Consider the following 16,758-nt stretch of genomic DNA (forward strand, 5'->3'; position numbering starts at 1 on the left):
ATGCTCTCCTCAGTCTGTCTCGGACGCGGTCAGCCGCCGTCCGGCGGCGAAGACCTCGCTGACGTGGGCGGCGGCGTCGAGGACGACGAACTCGGCCGCGTTGCCCACGTGCAGCCCCTCGTTCTGGTCCAGGCCGAGCAACCGGCCCGGGCGCAGGGACGCGGCGCGCACCGCACGGGTGTAGCCGTGGCGCGCGGCGAAGCGGGTGACCTGCCGGGCCAGGGTGCTCGTCCCGCCGGCGATCGCGCCGGGGGTGCCGTCGGTGGTGGCCAGGCGGGCGACCCCGCCCTCGACGACCACCTCGAGCGGCCCGAGCACGTAGCTGCCGTCCGGCATGCCGGTGGCCTCCATGGCGTCGGTGACCAGCACCATGTTGTCGCCGGCGGCCGCGGCGCACAGGTCGACGGTGCCGTCGGCCAGGTGCACCCCGTCGCCGATGACCTCCACGACCGCGCGCCCGGCGCTGGCCGTGGCCAGAAGTGCCGCGACCGCACCCGGCTTGCGGTGGTGCAGCGGGGGCATGGCGTTGAACAGATGGGTGGCCGTGACGGTGGCGCCGCGCTCGACGGCGTAGTCGACGACCTCGGCGGTCGTCCCGTAGTCCGCCATCGTGTGGCCCAGCGAGACGATCACGCCGCGCTCGGCGCACAGGTCGACCAGCGCGCGGGCGTTCGGGGTCTCCGGGGCGAAGGTGATCGAGCGCACGATGCCCTCGCCGGCGTCGAGGACGCGCCGGAACATCTCCGGGTCGCCGTCCTGGATGCGGTCGGGCGCCTGGGCGCCGCACTTCTCGGTGTTGACGAAGGGCCCCTCGAGGTGGACGCCGGCGAGCGTGCCGTCGGCCACGAGCGGGGCGATCACGCCGAGCTGGTGGGTCAGTTCCTCCTCGGTGCCGGAGACGAAGCTGGCCAGAAGGCGCGTCGTGCCCTGGCTGCGGTGGTAGTCCGCGGCCCGGCGGCACTCCTCGAGCGTGCCCGTGGGGAAGGCTCCCCGCGCGCCGCCGTGGTTGTGCACGTCGACGTAGCCGGGCGTGATCACCGGGCCGGGCCCACCGGCCGGGGCCGGCGCCGGGTCGGCGGCGGGCTCGGCGAGGTCGACGCGGGCGACGGTGCCGTCGGCGTCGACGGCGACCTCACAGACGCGCGGCTCGTCGACGCCGTTGACCAGCGTTCCGCGATAGACGTGTGCGGACATCAGCGGTAGTCCACCTCCACGGCCTTCTCGCCGGCGACGGCCGCACCCGTGTGGGCGGCGCGCACCGCGGCGACCTTCTTCCTGCTGGTCACGACCACCGGGGTGGTCAGGTCGATGCCCTTCTCGCGCAGCTCGTCCGCGGCCACACGGACGATCGGGGCGCCGATCTCGACGGTGTCGCCCTTGGCGACGAGCACCTCGAGGCCCTCACCGCCGAGCTTGACGGTGTCCAGGCCGACGTGGACGAGGACGTCCAGGCCCTCGGCCGTGTGCAGCGCGACGGCGTGCCGCGTCTTGGGCACCATGACCACGGTGCCGGCGACCGGGGAGCCATAGACCAGCTCGTCGGTCTCGGCGGGCCTGACGGCGAAGCCCTCGCCGACCGCGCCGCCGGAGAACGCGGGGTCCTCGACCTTGTCGAGCCCGATGACCTCACCGGCCACCGGGCAGGCGAGCTCGGTGGTGCCGGCGACGGGCGCGGACACGCCCGCGTCGGCCGGCGCGGCGTCGGCAATCGGGGCGGAAGTCGCGGAGACGGCGACCGGGTGCTGCATCTGGCGGCGCACCTCGTCGTGCACGAACTGGACGTTCGGGCCGATGACGACCTGGACGGCCTTGTGCGAGGGGTGGATGACGCCGGGCACGTTGGCGGAGCGGATCACCGCGTCGTCGACGAGGTCCGGGTCCACCACGGTGGTGCGCAGGCGGGTGGCGCAGTACTCCATGGAGTCGATGTTGGCGGCACCGCCCAGGCCCTGGAGGATACGGGCGGACTTGGCCACCAGCGGGTCGTCGGAGGAGACGATCTCCTCGGTGGCCTCGGCCTGCTCCTCGTCGTCCTCGCGACCCGGGGTCTTGAGGTTGATCCAGCCGATGACCAGGTAGAACACGCCGAAGTAGACGAAGAAGTAGATCACGCCGAGCAGCAGCAGCATCCACCACCTGCTGGCCAGCGGGTTCTGGGAGCTCAGCAGCATGTCGACCAGGCCGGCCGAGAAGCCGAAGCCCGCGGTCCAGTGGAAGAAGGAGGCGATGGCCAGCGAGATGCCGGTCAGCAGCGCGTGCAGGACGAACAGCAGCGGCGCGGCGAACATGAAGGAGAACTCGAGGGGCTCGGTGACGCCGGTCAGGAACGCGGCGAGCGCACCGGCGAGCATCAGGGAGCCGACGACCTTGCGGCGCGGGCCCTTGGCGCGCAGCGTGATGGCGAGCGCGGCGCCGGGCAGACCGAACATCATCACCGGGAAGAAGCCGGCCTGGTACTGGCCGATCACGCCGACGACGTCACAGGACGAGCCGTCCCAGACACCGGGGCAGGTAGCGGCACTGGTGGCCGCGTCGGCGGCGGCGATGGTGTCCGCGCCACCGAGGAACTTGCCGATGTCGTTGATGCCGACGACGTCGAACCAGAAGATCGAGTTCAGGGCGTGGTGCAGGCCGGTCGGGATGAGCAGGCGGTTGACCACGCCGTAGATGCCGGCGCCGAACGCCCCCATGCCCTGGATCCACTGGCCGAAGTGGAACAGGCCGTTGTAGAGCAGCGGCCACAGCAGGTAGAAGACCCCGGCCAGGACGATCGAGAAGAAGGAGGTCAGGATCGGCACCAGGCGGCGGCCCGAGAAGAACGCCAGGGCGTCGGGCAGGCGGGTCTGGTGGAACCGGTTGTAGGTCCACGCCGCCAGGATGCCGACGACGATGCCGAGCAGCACGTTGCCGTTGCCGATCGCGTCCCAGCCCTGGGAGGCCCAGTCGAGAGCCTCCTGGCCGGTCAGCGCGGTCGGGTCCTCGATGCCACGGTAGCCCGCGACGGCCTCGGGGCCGACGATGAGGGTGACGGTGACGAATCCGAGGAAGCCGGACAGCGCCGCCGCGCCGTTGGAGTCCTTGGCCAGGCCGAAGGCGATCGCCACGGCGAAGAGGACACCGAGATTGCCCAGGACGGCGTTACCGGCCGCCTGGAAGACACTCGCGACGGTGGCGAGGTTGTCGCCGCCGTTCGACTCGAGGAAATAGCCGACACCCATCATGAGGGCGGCGACGGGCAGGACCGCCACCGCGCCCATGAGGGCTTTGCCTAGCTTCTGAAGAGGAGCCATGATCTTGTCCACGGCCGTTCTCCTTTAGTAGAGCCGGCGGGGGCGACCGGTCACGGAGGCCCCGTCGGGAAATGGCTGCACCCGGGTTGTTCCGGACTGAAACTCTTAGATGTCCGTCTTCGCCAGCGCGTCGAGCAGGCTACGGTAGTGGCGCCGCACCGCCGCGCGGTAGGCGCCGGAGTCCTCGGCGACGATGGCGTCGACCATCTCGTCGTGCGAGTCGACGCTGCTGGCCCACTCCTTCGACGTGGCCAGGCCCATGGCCGGGGCGACCTGCATCTGCACCCGCCACATCGCGTCCGAGAGCTCGCGCACCAGGTGGTTCTTGACGTGGCTCATCAGCATCGTGTGGAAGTGGTGGTCCTCCTCGAGGAAGGGCTCGCCCGCCTCGGCGTGGGCGCGCATCTGCGCGACGACCCCGTGCAGCTCCTCGGCCCGCTCGGGCGTCAGCGCACCCATCAGCCCGGTGGTCACGGCGGTGTCGAGGCCGTAGCGGACCTCGACGATGTTGCGCATGCGCTCCACGGCGCGTTCGGAGTCCACGAGCGTGCGGAAGACCAGGCCCTCCACCAGCGGGCTCAGCGACATCCCCGACACGAACGTGCCGTACCCGTGGCGCACCTCGACGATGTCGAGGGTGGCCAGGGTGCGCACGGCCTCGCGGATCGAGGAGCGCGAGCACCCGAGGTCCTCGCACATGTCCGCCTCGGAGGGCAGCAGGTCGCCCTCGACGAGTCCGTGGTTGCGGATGTGGTCCTTGATGCCCTGGGCCGCCGCCTGGGCGGCCGAGCGGTGCCGGAGGCGTCCCCGGCCGGTGAAATCTGGCACTTTAGGTCTCCACCTGTCGTCCGTGGACCCGGGCGCCGGCCCGCTGGGTGTCCCGGGGCGACGTCTGGAGTCAGAGGTCGAAATCAGACATCTGACCTAAGCATAGCCTGGAGGGTGTGGGTTGTCGGAAGTCCGGAGTACATAAACGGGGGTGAAACCGGGGGTGAGATAGCGCACGTGGCGCGTTGCGGCGCGGGGTGCTTGCCGACGCCGCGTCGGTCGCCGCCGGCGCGCGGTTGGCGCGTGGTGCGCCACTTGCCGACGCCGCGCCTGCGTCAGCGCGTGCGCCAGACGACGGCCGTGGCCACGGCGGCACGACCCTCCTCGCGGCCGGTGAAGCCCAGGTGGTCGGTGGTCGTCGCCGAGACGCTGACCGGTGCGCCCAGCGCCGCGCTGAGCACGCGCTCGGCCTCGGCGCGGCGCGGGCCGACCTTCGGGGTCTGCCCGATCATCTGCACCGCGGCGTTGCCCACGGTGAAGCCCTCCCCCGCCAGCTTCTCCGCGGCGATCTCGAGCAGGCGCGCGCCGGAGACGCCGGTGTACTCGGGGCGGCCGACGCCGACCAGGGAGCCCAGGTCGCCGAGGCCGGCCGCGGAGAGCACGGCGTCGACCACGGCGTGCGAGACGACGTCGCCGTCCGAGTGGCCCTCGCAGCCGTCGGCGTCCTCGAAGAGGAGCCCGGCGATCCAGCACTCGCGGCCGGCCTCGATGCGGTGGGCGTCGGTGGCCACGCCGACCCGGGGCACGGGCACGGCGCCGGCCGCCTTCGGCTCGGTCTCAGCGTGGTTCTCGCGGGGCGTTTCGGTCACGGTCACTCCTGGTTCAGTCGGTCTCGGGGGCGGACGAGTTGGACCCCGGCGCCGCCTCCCCTGCCGCCCCGGCGTCGGCCGGCGCCGCCGAGTCCGGCACGTCGAAGACGGTCGGCTCGACCTCGTCGACGATGGTCTGCGCCAGCTTCAGGTCCAGCGGGGTGGTGATCTTGAAGGCCATCGGGTCGCCTTGCACGCAGGTGACCTCGGCGCCGTGCCACTCCATCAGCGAGGCGTCGTCGGTGGCGGTGAAGCCCGGCTCGACCTCGGCGAAGTAGGCCTCGTTCGCGGCGCGCAGCGCCGCCAGGTCGAAGCCCTGCGGGGTCTGCACCGCACGCAACGCCGAGCGGTCCGGGGTGCCCAGCACGCGGGCGCCGTCGACACGCTTGACGGTGTCCACCACGGGCAGCACGGGGATCACCGCGGGTGCGCCCTCGAGCACGGCGCGCGCCACGCGCGCGATCATGCCGGGCGGGGTGAGGGCGCGCGCGGCGTCGTGAATCAACACCACACCCTGAGTGGCCTCGATGGCCTGCAGGCCGGCCCACACGCTGTCGGCACGCTCGCCGCCGCCGCGCACGATGCGCACGCGCGGCGCGCTCGAGGAAGCGCCCGCGTCGGGCAGGACGCCGCGGCGGGCGAGCAGGTCGGCGGCGTAGCCCTCCATGTCGGCGCTGGCCAGGACGATAATCTCGTCGACGACCTCGGCGGTGACCATCGCGGTCACCGAGCGCTCGAGCAGGGTGCGCCCGCGCAGGGGGACGAAGGCCTTGGGCACCCGCGCGCCCAGCCGGGTGCCGCGCCCGGCGGCGGCGACGAGCGCCGTGACGTGCCGGTCAGGCATCCTCGTCGTCGAAGCTGAGGTCGTCGAGGTCGACGTCGGTGCCGTCCGGCTTGACCTCGGCGTCGGTGGTGGGCAGGCCCGCCGCCTCGCGCTGGGCGCGCAGGTCCTTGTCGGCCTCCCCGAGGATCTTCTCGCCCTTCTTCTTGTCGCCGAGCTCGGCCAGGGCGATCTCGCCGACGAGCACCTGGCGCGCCTTGGAGAGCATGCGCTTCTCACCGGCGGACAGGCCACGGGACTGGTCGCGGCGCCACAGGTCGCGCACGACCTCGGCGACCTTGTTGACGTCCCCGGAGGCCAGCCGCTCCTGGTTGGCCTTGTAGCGGCGGGACCAGTTGCCGGCCTCCTCGACGTCGGTCAGCCGCATCACGTCGAACAGGGCGCGCAGGCCCTTGTCGTCGACGACGTCGCGCACGCCGACGAGCTCGGCGTTCTTGATGGGCACACGCACCACGAGGTCGGACTGGTTGACCTGGAGCACCAGGTAGTCCAGGGTCTCTCCCCCGATCTCCCGCTGCTCGATGTCCTTGATCACGGCGGCGCCGTGATGCGGGTAGACGACGACCGACCCGACCTTGTAATCCATGGGCTCCTCCTTGCGCTGCGGCAGACACACGGAGCGCCCATTCTACCACGGGCGTTTTCCGCGCCTACCTGCGCTCCCGGGGTGCCCGGTCCGATTGACGACGCCCCGCCTGCCGCGCCGCGGGCGCGCCCCGTGCGGGTGGCGGGGTGCGGGGCGGCGCGCGGCGCCGCCCGGGGTGCCGACCCGTGGGGCGCCGGGTGGGGCGCCGTGCCCACCCCCGGTTCCCCCTAAAGTCTGCCCCCGGGAGTCCGTCGAAAGCTTGACGTTTCTGTGACTCGCCCCCGCGTTTACTACAGTTAACCCCTGAGAAGCGTAGTCACCGCACCAATGGAGGACATGTTCGTGAAGGCCCTGAAGTCGACCGCCCGCCGCGGGGGCGTCATCTGCGCGACCGCCCTGACCGCGCTGGCGCTGGCATCCTGCTCGGCAGGCCAGATCACCCAGACGTCCAGCCAGGTCGCCGCCGTCGACGGCGCCTCCGCCGACGCCGAGGACGGCTCCGTGGCCGTCCGTGACGTCACCGTCGTCCTCGACGGTGCGGGCAACGCCAACCTGAAGTTCGTCGCGGTCAACCAGGACACGTCCCAGAAGGACCACCGCCTCGAGTCCGTCGAGGTCGACGGCCAGAAGGCGTCCGGCTTCCGCGCGGCCACCATCGACTACCCGTGCTCGCTGGTCTCCGACACCGAGGAGACCCACGACCGCAACGCCCAGGCCGAGGACGCCGGCTGCATCGAGTACACCGAGACCGAGCTCGACGGCGACTACGCCGTCGCCGGCAACGTCGACGTGACCTTCAAGTTCGACTCCGGTGACATCACCGTGACCGCCACCGTCTCCGAGCAGCACCCGGAGGCCGGCCACTTCGAGCGCGGCACCGGCGACCCGGCCGACAACCACGAGTAGTCCTCTCAGACCCTCTGACCTGTAAGACCCCGGCCTATCGCCGGGGTCTTCCTGTGTATTCGGGTGCCGCTGCGGGGCGCCGGTGCCCGCGCGTACGCGCGCGTGTTCGAACCCCGCGGGCGCGGCTGTCGCGCCCCTGCGCCACAATCGGGTGCATGGTCAAGAAACCCCGCGTCGAATACGTCTGCTCCGAGTGCGGTCACACCGCCCTGAAGTGGCTGGGCCGCTGCCCGGACTGCGGCTCCTGGGGCACCCTCGAGGAGCGCGCGCCCCGGCCCGCCGCCGGTTCCCGCAGCGACGGCTCCGCGGGTCCGGCGGGCGCGGCGCTGACCCCGACCAGCCCCGCCAAGCCGATGAGCCGGATCTCGCCGACGGCCTCCTCGAGCGTGGCCACCGGCATCGGGGAGCTCGACCGGGTGCTCGGCAGCGGCATCGTGCCCGGCTCGGTGGTGCTGCTCGCCGGCGAGCCCGGCGTGGGCAAGTCCACCCTGCTGCTCGAGGTCGCCGCCCGCTGGGCCCGCCAGCCCGACGCGGACGGGAAGAAGCCGCGCACGGCCCTCTACGTCACCGCCGAGGAGTCCGCGGGGCAGGTCCGCCTGCGTGCCGAGCGCACCGGGGCGGTCGAGGAGAGCCTCTATTTGGCCGCCGAGTCCGACCTGGACACCATCTTCGGCCACGTCGAGCAGGTCAGGCCCTCGCTGCTCATCGTCGACTCGGTGCAGACGATGCAGGCCGGCGGCGTCGACGGCGTGGCCGGCGGCGTGGCCCAGTCGCGCGCGGTCACGGCCGCGCTGACCAGCCTGGCCAAGACCTCGGGCATCCCGGTGCTGCTCGTCGGCCACGTGACCAAGGACGGCAACGTCGCAGGCCCGCGCGTGCTCGAGCACCTCGTCGACGTCGTGCTCAGCTTCGAGGGCGACCGGCACTCCAGCCTGCGCATGCTGCGCGGGATGAAGAACCGCTTCGGGGCGACCGACGAGGTCGGCTGCTTCGAGCAGACCTCCGACGGCATCCGTGAGGTGCCCGACCCCTCCGGGCTCTTCCTCTCCCACCGCGCCTCCACCCCGGACGGCTCGGCGGTCACCGTGGCCATGGACGGGGTGCGCCCGATGCTCGCCGAGGTGCAGTCGCTGGCCGTGACCACCCCGGCGAAGAACCCGCGGCGCGTGGTCACCGGCCTGGACGCCAACCGCGTGCCGATGGTGCTCGCCGTGCTCGCCGCCCGCGTGGGGCTGCCGACCCAGGACAAGGACGTCTACGTCGCCACCGTCGGCGGCGTGCGCATCGGCGAGCCGGCCACCGACCTGGCCGTCGCACTGGCGACCGTCTCGACGATCCGGCGCACCGCGCTGCCCGAGCGCACCGTGGCCATCGGCGAGGTCGGCCTGGCCGGCGAGCTGCGCCGGGTGCCCAACCTGGCCCGCCGGCTGGCCGAGGCCGCCCGCCTCGGCTACCGCGCCGCCGTGGTGCCGGCCGGCGCGCTCGACGGGGAGCGCCGCCCCGAGGGCATCGCCGTGCGCGAGGCGGCCACCCTGGCCGAGGCGATCACGGCCGCGGGGCTGGCCCCGAAGAGCGAGAAAAAGAAATGAGGGCCGGACCGTCACGGTCCGACCCTCTGTGTGCGGCTGAGCCAGCCTGATGGCGCAGCCTGTCAGTTCCTCCGGCTAGCTCAGGTTGAACGGCTGGGCGGCCGAGGGGTTGTCGCCGAGCACCGCGTGCAGGTAGTAGCTGGCGGCCGGCACGGCCTGGCGGTCCGAGCACTTCTCCGGCTCGGAGGTGGTGCGCGACCAGACGGCCTCGAAGTGGCGCTCCTCGCCGGCCTTGAAGGTGGTGCGCCCCTCCTGCATCGGCTTGTTGCAGTCGATGTCGGACCACACGCGCGCGTTGGTGGCCATGTCATAGACCTCGAAGCGCAGCGGGGACTGGGTCAGGTCGATCTCGCAGTCGGCCTCGGTCGGGTTGGCCACCGTCATGTAGAAGGTCGGCTGGGTGCCGTCCGAGTAGCCGGGGCGGTCCGTCTGGGCGGTCACGCGCAGGTCGGCCGGCTCGCAGGTGCGCTTGCCGTTAGAGGCCACCGTCTCGGACTCCTTGGGCTCCTTCGAGGAGCTCGCGGACTCGGACTCCTTGTCCTTGTCCTTCTCCGAGGTCTTCTCGGACTCCTTGGCGGAGGTGGTCTCCGGGGCCGGTGCCTGCCAGGAGTTGGTCTCGGAGCTGAAGACCGGGTCGGTCTTCTCCTCGTCGCCGCCGCCGGAGCAGGACACGGCCAACCAGATCAAAAGCGCCACCACCACGAGCAGCGCGACGATCGCCGCGATGCGGCGGCGGAGGTAGATCTCTTGGGGCAGTCGCCGACGGTTCTGGGAGCTCACGCCCTCCAGTTTATGGCCCACCCGCCGCCGGGCCGGTCAGCCCATGTGCGGGCGTGTCCCCCGACCTGATCCGCCTGCACCCGGCGCGCCACGCGCACCGGAGGGGGCGTCGTCAATCGGTCAAGCCTCGACGCCGTGGGCCTCGACGACCTCGAGGCCGGAGTCGCTGAGCAGGTAGCGCAGGCCGACCACACCGAGGCGGTTCTCGGCGATCAGTTCGTCGAGCCCCTCGACGCGGTGGTGCAGCTGGTCGACGACGGCGGAGACGTGCGCGCGCTCGTAGTCGGCGGGCTCGGTCTTGCCCTGGGCGCGCGCGGTCATCAGCGCCGGGGCGACCTTCTCGACGAGCGTGCGCTGCCAGCCGCCGGGCACCTCGCCCTCCTCGACCGCGCCGCGGGCGGCCGCGACGGCCCCGCAGCTCTCGTGGCCGAGGACCACGAGCAGGTCGACGCCGAGGCCGCGGACGGCGAACTCGATGGAGCCGAGCACCGCGGAGTCGAGGATCTCGCCGGCGGTGCGCACGACGAACAGGTCGCCGAGGCCGCAGTCGAAGACGAGCTCGACGGGCACGCGCGAGTCGGAGCACGCGAGCACCACGGCGCGCGGGGCCTGGCCGGAGCGCAGCGCGTAGCGGCGCTCGGTGTCGGCGTGGGGGTGCTCGGAGATGTGGTCGCGGAAACGGGCGTTGCCCCTCTTGAGGGTCTCCCAGACGGCCTGGGGTTCGTGCGGGGTCTTGGTCATGTACATACCTCCATGATCCCACCGGGGGTGGGCGCCGATACACTCGAGGCGCGATGAACTGCCCCGACACCACCTCCCCCACCCCTGATCCGGCGGCGCTGCGCGCGCTGGTCGGCTGGTTCGCGGCCAACGGGCGGGACCTGCCGTGGCGCGCGTCGGGTACGAGCGCGTGGGGGGTGCTGCTCTCCGAGGTGATGAGCCAGCAGACCCCCGTCGCCCGGGTCGCCCCGATCTGGCGCGAGTGGATGGGGCGCTGGCCCACCCCGGAGGACTTCGCCGACGCGTCACGCGCCGAGGTGCTGCGCGCCTGGGGCAGGCTCGGCTACCCGCGCCGCGCGCTGCGCCTGCACGAGTGCGCCGCCGCGATCGTCGAACGCCACGGCGGGGAGGTCCCCGCGGACGTCGCCGAGCTCGAGGATCTTCCGGGCATCGGCACCTACACCGCACGCGCGGTGGCCTGCTTCCACTTTGGCGCCAACGTGCCGGTCGTCGACACCAACGTCCGCCGCGTGCACCGCCGCCTTGTCGAGGGCGCCTTCCTGCCCGGCCCGGCGCGCGCGGCCGACCTGCGCAAGGTCGCCGCGCTTTTGCCCGCCGACGGCGAGGACGGGGAGGACGGGGAGGACGGGGAGCGCGAGCTGCCTGCGGGGCCGGAGATCTCGGTGGCGCTGATGGAGCTCGGCGCCCTGGTGTGCACCGCCTCGTCGCCCGACTGCGACATCTGCCCCGTGCGCCCCTGGTGCGCCTGGGTTGCCGCCGGCTGCCCCGAGCCGAGCGCGGAGGAGCTGGCCGGGGCGAGGAAGCGGGTGCAGAAGTTCGCCGGCACCGACCGGCAGGTGCGCGGCAAGATCATGGCCGTGCTGCGCGCCGCCGAGCACCCGGTGGACAAAGCCGAGATCGACGCCGTGTGGCCCGACGCCGCGCAGCGCTCGCGCTGCCTGTTCTCGCTGATCGAGGACGGCCTGGCCGAGCAGGACTCCTCCGGGCGCTTCCACCTGCCGGCTTAAGCGGCGCGGAGCCGGCGGCGCGCCTGCGTGCCTGCGTGCCTGAATCCGGGCCGGTGAAAGCCTGTGTGCGGGCCGTGAAGCGGCTAGTCTTTTCGGCATGTTCACGCGCCTACGTACTCTTCGGCGCGCGACGGTGACGCTCGCGGCGTCGGCAATCGCGGCCGCCTGCCTGACCGCGCCTGCCCACGCCCAGTCCTCCACGCCGGACGCGCTGATCTCGGACCCGGCCGACCCGTTCTACGCCGCGCCGGCCGAGGTGCCGCAGGCGCCGGGCACCGTCATCCGCGAGCAGCTCGCCCCGCACATGCTCAACCTCGCCGACCCGACCGCGCGCCAGCTCGGGCTTGACGAGCCGCGGCTGCCCGGGCGGGCGCACCGGATGATGTACTCCTCGACCGACCGCGACGGTAGGCCGGTCGCGGTGACCGGCGTGGTCATCGAGCCCTCCGTGCCGTGGACCGGGGCCGGGCCGACCCCGACGCTGGTCATGGCCGCCGGCACCCGCGGGCAGGGCGACGCGTGCGCGCCGTCGAAGGGGCCGTGGCTGCTCGGCGCGATCGACCCGCAACACGGGGCCGCCGGGATCAACTACGAGCTGCCCGCCATGTACGCCGCGGCGATGCGCGGGATGCGCGTGGTCATGACCGACTACATGGGGCTGGGCACCGAGGGGCTGCACCACTACGTCCACCGCACCAAGCAGGCGCACGCGGTGCTGGACTCGGCGCGCGCGGGGCTGGCGCTGGCCGGCGCGCCCGCCGACTCCCCGGTGGCCTTCTACGGCTACTCGCAGGGCGGCGGGGCCGCGGCGGCCGCCGCCGAGGAGGCCGCGGGCTACGCGCCCGGGCTGAACGTGGCCGGCTCCTACGTCGGCGCTCCCCCGGCCGAGCTGACCAGCGTGCTCGGCGGGGTGGACGGCTCGACGATCGCGGGCGTGCTCGGCTACGCGGTCAACACCGGCCGCGACATCGCCCCGGCCGTCGACGAGGCCTTCGACCGCCAGGCCGCCCCGCAGGCCTCTGCCAAGCTGCGCCGGCTCGCGGACGCCTGCATCGGTGACACCGCGCTGAGCTGGGCCTTCCGTAGCTCCGCCGAGCTGATCGAGAGCGGGCGGCCGCTCTCCGAGGTGCTGGAAGAGGAGCCCGCGATCCGCGAGTACCTCAGCGAGCAGGCGCTCGGGCTGCACCCGATCAGCGCGCCGATGCTCGTGCTCAGCGGGCGCCACGACGACGTGATCCCGCACGCGCAGGCCCGCGGGATGGCCGTCGGCTACTGCGCGGCCGGTGGCACGGTGGACTTCCGCAGTGACGGGCTGCCGGAGCTGCCGCACAAGACGGGGCTCAACCACGCGATCCCGGTGTTCTCGCACGCGGGTCCGGCCCTGGACTGGGTGCAGGACCGGTTCAACGGGGTGCCGGCGGCGAGCAACTGCGACGCGCTGTTGGCCGGTGGGCCCGAGCGGGTGCTCGGGGTGCCCGGGGTGAGTTCCTAGCGGGTGCCGGGGCTGGCCGGGCGACCGAGAGTGGGCAAAATGTGCAGGTTTGTCGGGGCGCTTCGGCGTTTCCCCAGATCGATTTTCGGGGGCGGCGACAAAGGTGCACATTTTGCCCGGGCTCAGGCCCGGGAGGGCGCTATTTCTTCCAGCGGCCGCGGAAGTTCAGGCCACCGGGCAGCTTGACGTAGACGCCGCCGCGGGAGTTGAAGGTGACCGGGCCGATGCGCTTGGACATCGAGGCGCCCGAGCCCGAGTAGTTGATCCAGCTGTCCTTGCCCATCTTCTGGCGCTTGCGGAAGGTGATGCCCATGGCGGAACTCCTGTTCGTCGAGGCCGATTGATGCCCTGATTTTAGCGCGCGGGCCAGGCTGCCCGGGCGGGACCGGAGTGTTCGGGCCGGGTCCCGCCCGCTCAGCGCAGGCCGCGGAAGCGGTTGACCGCGGCCATGATCTCGTGGCGTCGCGGCCGGGCGAAAAGGCCCGGGTGACCACGATAGGGCGCCACGGCGTCCAAGCCGTCGCGGTCGATGGTCGACTCGACCTCGTCGACGGCCTCGGCCAGGGTCCGGGTGCCATCGAGAAGCGGCTCCAGCCTGTCGATGACGTGTGCGATGCCGGTGGTCTGCGCCGGGTCGACGAGCTGCTCGGCCGGGCCGAGGTCGACGGAGTCCTTGCCGAGCCGGATGGTGGTGCGCCCCTTCGCGCCCGCCGGCTTGCGCCCGCCGTGGCCACGGCCGCCTCTGCCGCCCTTGCCCCGGCCGCCCTTGCCCCGGCCGCCCTTGCCGCGGGAGGGCTTGGCGGCGACCTTGAGCACGGGAGAGCGGTCGAGTGCGGCGGAGTCGGCGCCGAAGACCTGGTCAGCACCAGCACCGGCCCCGGTGGTCTGGCCGGTTGCGGCGGGGACTTCGGCCGCGGCAGCAGACTCACCGGCCGCGGCCCCGGCACCGCCGGCCGCACCAACCACCCCCTCCCCCGCCAGCTCGTGGGCGCGGTCGGTGACGTCCGAGACCCGGTAGGAGTCCAGGGCGATGACGTGGTTGGCCACGCCGAAGAAGGCGCCCGAGCCGCCGGCGACCAGCACCGTGGAGACCCCGAGGCGCTCGTAGAGGGCGCGCACACGCTCCACGAAGGGCGTGATCGGCTCCTTGTCCGAGCTGATCAGCGCGCGCATCCGGGCGTCGCGGAGCATGAAGTTCGTCGCCGAGGTGTCCTCGTCGATCAGCAGCGCCGTGGCACCGGCCTCGAGAGCCTCGACCAGGTTGGCCGCCTGCGAGGTCGACCCGGAGGCGTTGGCGGTGGAGAAGCTCACCGTGTCCTGGCCCGACGGCAGCCCGGAGATGAACGGCGAGATGTCCACGCCCGTCACGGCGCGTCCGTCCTCGGCACGCACGGAGACCGCGTCGGCGCGGGTGACCACCCACTCGCGCCCGTCGCCGGGGATGTGCGGGTAGACCCCGCGCTGGACGGCGCGCAAGAGCGTCGACTTGCCGTGGTAGCCGCCGCCGACGATCACGGTCACCCCGGCCGGTACACCCATCCCCGAGAGCCTGCGCCCCGAGGGCAGCGCGACCTCGCGGCGCAGGGTGGACGGGGCGGCGAAGGGGACGGCGTCGGACAGCGGCTCGTCGGAGTCGCCGGAGCGGCGCGGCAGCACCGCGCCGTCGCCGACGAAGGCGACCAGGTCCTCGTCTGCCAGCCACCGGCGCAGGAAGGCGACGTCGCGGCAGTGGGTGACCCACGCATCGAGCTCGTCGGCGGCGACGGGGCGCAGCGCGGCGTCGACAATCTCGGGCAGCGCACCGGTCAGGGTGCCGGCGGCGGCGCGGCCGAGGATGCGGCGACCGCGCGCGGGAAGTTGCACGGTCAGGCGCACCGTCGTCGACTCGGCGCCGAGGCGCACGGTGGTGCGCTCGAGGATCTCCTGGCCGGGGCGGCCGAGGGAGAGGTCGCGCTCGCGGGCGGCGGCGCGCACCAGCGCCCGGGTGAGGAAGTCCTCGGCGCCGATGAGGCCGGGGCGGTCCTCGGGAAGGGACAGCCCGGAAACGGAGTGCGGGATCTCGAGGTGGGCCAGCGAGGCCGGCGCGTAGGGGTCGGTCTGCGCGCGGTCGAGCACGAAGACGCAGCCTTCGCCCAGGTCGTAGGCGGTGCCGGTGAGGTCGCGGTAGGCGCCGTAGGGCTTTCCGTCGAGGCGGTGCAGGTCGCGGGAGAGATCGTCGAGGGTTCGCACGCCCCCCGGTCTACCAGGAGCGTGGGCGCCGACGCCGGGCGGAACCGCCCGCGCCGCGCACCGCGGGCGTCGAAAATTCTTAGGCGATGAAATTTTTCCCCGAAAATAACGAACAGCGATTCGTTCGGCGTTTAAACTTTCCCCAACGCGACCACTTTGTGCCTCAAGCCACACCCGTGGCCCGGCCGTTCCGCGTTGCCCGGGCGCGAGCCGCCCACCTCCCCTGACGAAAGGACCCCCATGCGAAAGACCTCGTCACGCGCGGGCGCGGCCGCGGTGATCACCGCCGGTCTGCTCGCCGCCTCCGTCTGCGCCGGCCCCGCCAACGCGCAGTCCAGCGTGCCCGAAGGCTCCTCGACGCCCAGCGGCGGCTCCTCGGCGCCCACCGGCTCGAGCGGCAACGAGATCCCCTCGGCGATCGGCGGCTCCTCCGACGCGCCCTGGGACATGGCCATCCGCACCGGCATCGCGGACCTGGCCGACCCGGACGACATCGACCCCGACGGCTTCTACTCCACGATCGACCCGCACCCGACCGGCGAGCCCGGCGAGGTGGTCAAGTCCCAACCCTCCAGCTGGAGCCTGCTGGTCGAGGGCGCGACCTGGGGCACCACCGCCGAGCGCATCGTCTACACCTCGCGCGACGCCAACGGCGAGCCCATCCCCGTCACCGGCACCCTGATCACCCCGGCCGTGCCGTGGAACGGCCCCGGCGAGCGGCCCGTGATGGTCCACGCCCCGGGCACCCAGGGCGCCGGCGACCAGTGCGCGCCCTCGAAGCTGCTGGCCAAGGGCAAGGAGTACGAGGCGATGGTGCAGGCCGCGATGCTCGGCCGCGGCTGGGCCGTCGCGATGCCCGACTACGAGGGCCTGGGCACGCCCGGCTCGCACACGTACATGAACCGCGTCTCCCAGGCGCACACCACCCTGGACATGGGACGGGCGGCCCGGGCCAAGGGCTTCACCGGCCCGATGGCCATGTGGGGCTTCTCCCAGGGCGGCGGGGCCGTCGCCGCGGCCGCCGAGCTGCACGCCGAGTACGCCCCGGAGCTCGAGATCGCCGGCGCCTTCGCCGGCGCGGTGCCCGCGGACCTGGGCGAGGTGGCCAAGCACATCGACGGCTCGGCGCTGACGGCCGGCATCGCCTACACGCTCAACGGCTTCACGCGCACCTACCCGGAGACCCGCGAGGCCCGCGACAAGCTGGTCAGCGAGCAGGGCCAGAGCTTCCTCGAGCAGGCCGACCACGAGTGCGAGACGTCCTCGCTGTTCAAGTGGGGCTTCACCGACACCGAGGCCGCCACCCAGTCCGGCCGGCCGGTGAGCACCTACCTGGACCAGGAGCCGTGGAAGTCGGTGCTGGACAAGCAGCGCATCGGCACCATCGCCCCGGACATCCCCGTCTACGTCACCCACAACGTGCAGGACGACCTGGTCGACATCGAGCAGGGCCGCCAAATGGTCCGCGACTGGTGCGCCAAGGGCGCGCGCGTGAACTACATCGAGCACAACGTCGGGCCCGTCGCGCCGGTGGTCGACCACTCGAGCCCGGACGCGCTCGAGCTGGGCACCGCCATCCCCTGGCTGGAGCAGGCCGTGCGCGGTGAGAACGTGGCGTTGACCTGCAACGCCTAGAAGAGAGATTGACGACGCCCGCGGG

At 72.7% G+C, this 16,758-nt stretch carries 14 protein-coding genes and 1 pseudogene; 5 read left to right on the plus strand and 10 right to left on the minus strand.

Annotation, left to right across the window (positions count from 1 at the left end; genetic code table 11):
- Nucleotides 1-9: 9 nt before the first annotated feature.
- The 6 genes and pseudogenes from QQA02_RS05665 to QQA02_RS05690 form a co-directional block, all read right to left on the minus strand.
- Nucleotides 10-1,194, minus strand: coding sequence for an N-acetylglucosamine-6-phosphate deacetylase (locus QQA02_RS05665; protein WP_284774537.1), 1,185 nt, complete (start codon nucleotides 1,192-1,194; stop codon nucleotides 10-12).
- Nucleotides 1,194-3,302, minus strand: a complete 2,109-nt coding sequence (gene nagE, locus QQA02_RS05670) for an N-acetylglucosamine-specific PTS transporter subunit IIBC (RefSeq protein WP_284863544.1) — start codon at nucleotides 3,300-3,302, stop codon at nucleotides 1,194-1,196. The genes QQA02_RS05665 and nagE overlap by 1 nt, the downstream gene beginning before the upstream one ends.
- Before the next feature lie 93 nt (nucleotides 3,303-3,395).
- Nucleotides 3,396-4,118: a FadR/GntR family transcriptional regulator gene (locus tag QQA02_RS05675; protein WP_284774533.1), complete on the minus strand. Its 723-nt coding sequence runs from the start codon at nucleotides 4,116-4,118 to the stop codon at nucleotides 3,396-3,398.
- A 275-nt stretch (nucleotides 4,119-4,393) separates the two neighbouring features.
- Entirely contained in the window at nucleotides 4,394-4,870 is a 477-nt protein-coding gene (gene ispF / locus QQA02_RS05680) for a 2-C-methyl-D-erythritol 2,4-cyclodiphosphate synthase (RefSeq protein ID WP_284863652.1), read from the minus strand.
- Nucleotides 4,871-5,021: 151 nt separating this feature from the next.
- Nucleotides 5,022-5,771: pseudogene (ispD, locus tag QQA02_RS05685) on the minus strand (2-C-methyl-D-erythritol 4-phosphate cytidylyltransferase); the annotation flags it as partial.
- The gene (locus QQA02_RS05690) at nucleotides 5,764-6,354 is read right to left on the minus strand and encodes a CarD family transcriptional regulator (protein ID WP_284774530.1); all 591 of its coding nucleotides are present in this window, start codon (nucleotides 6,352-6,354) and stop codon (nucleotides 5,764-5,766) included. The pseudogene ispD and the gene QQA02_RS05690, both read right to left, overlap by 8 nt.
- A 327-nt stretch (nucleotides 6,355-6,681) precedes the next feature.
- Between QQA02_RS05690 and QQA02_RS05695 the strand changes: the two genes are divergently transcribed.
- Both QQA02_RS05695 and radA read left to right on the plus strand, forming a co-directional pair.
- Entirely contained in the window at nucleotides 6,682-7,260 is a 579-nt protein-coding gene (locus QQA02_RS05695) for a hypothetical protein (protein WP_284863546.1), read from the plus strand.
- A 155-nt stretch (nucleotides 7,261-7,415) separates the two neighbouring features.
- Nucleotides 7,416-8,849 (plus strand): DNA repair protein RadA, encoded by a 1,434-nt coding sequence (radA, locus tag QQA02_RS05700; RefSeq protein ID WP_284863548.1) that lies wholly within the window; start codon nucleotides 7,416-7,418, stop codon nucleotides 8,847-8,849.
- A 75-nt stretch (nucleotides 8,850-8,924) separates the two neighbouring features.
- Here radA and QQA02_RS05705 read toward each other — a convergent pair whose 3' ends face one another.
- Together QQA02_RS05705 and QQA02_RS05710 are read right to left on the minus strand one after the other, a co-directional pair.
- Nucleotides 8,925-9,638, minus strand: coding sequence for a hypothetical protein (locus QQA02_RS05705; protein WP_284774590.1), 714 nt, complete (start codon nucleotides 9,636-9,638; stop codon nucleotides 8,925-8,927).
- A gap of 111 nt (nucleotides 9,639-9,749) precedes the next feature.
- Nucleotides 9,750-10,370 carry a carbonic anhydrase gene (locus QQA02_RS05710; RefSeq protein WP_284863550.1) on the minus strand — a complete coding sequence of 207 codons (621 nt, stop codon included), beginning with the start codon at nucleotides 10,368-10,370 and terminating at the stop codon, nucleotides 9,750-9,752.
- A 53-nt stretch (nucleotides 10,371-10,423) separates the two neighbouring features.
- Between QQA02_RS05710 and QQA02_RS05715 the strand changes: the two genes are divergently transcribed.
- Complete coding sequence (locus QQA02_RS05715) at nucleotides 10,424-11,377, plus strand: iron-sulfur binding domain-containing protein (protein WP_284863552.1); 954 nt, start codon at nucleotides 10,424-10,426, stop codon at nucleotides 11,375-11,377.
- Nucleotides 11,378-11,474: 97 nt separating this feature from the next.
- Nucleotides 11,475-12,869: a lipase family protein gene (locus QQA02_RS05720; RefSeq protein ID WP_284863554.1), complete on the plus strand. Its 1,395-nt coding sequence runs from the start codon at nucleotides 11,475-11,477 to the stop codon at nucleotides 12,867-12,869.
- A 139-nt stretch (nucleotides 12,870-13,008) separates the two neighbouring features.
- On the opposite strand, the gene QQA02_RS05725 is transcribed toward QQA02_RS05720, so the two are convergent.
- Entirely contained in the window at nucleotides 13,009-13,182 is a 174-nt protein-coding gene (locus QQA02_RS05725; protein ID WP_284774518.1) for a DUF4236 domain-containing protein, read from the minus strand.
- 101 nt (nucleotides 13,183-13,283) lie between these two features.
- Nucleotides 13,284-15,098: an ABC-ATPase domain-containing protein gene (locus QQA02_RS05730; RefSeq protein WP_284863556.1), complete on the minus strand. Its 1,815-nt coding sequence runs from the start codon at nucleotides 15,096-15,098 to the stop codon at nucleotides 13,284-13,286.
- A 240-nt stretch (nucleotides 15,099-15,338) separates the two neighbouring features.
- Here QQA02_RS05730 and QQA02_RS05735 point away from each other — a divergent pair, with 240 nt between their 5' ends.
- Complete coding sequence (locus tag QQA02_RS05735) at nucleotides 15,339-16,733, plus strand: lipase family protein (RefSeq protein WP_284863557.1); 1,395 nt, start codon at nucleotides 15,339-15,341, stop codon at nucleotides 16,731-16,733.
- Nucleotides 16,734-16,758: the final 25 nt, after the last annotated feature.

The organism is Corynebacterium sp. MSK006, from assembly GCF_030232385.1.
Classification (GTDB): Bacteria; Actinomycetota; Actinomycetes; order Mycobacteriales; family Mycobacteriaceae; genus Corynebacterium; species Corynebacterium frankenforstense_A.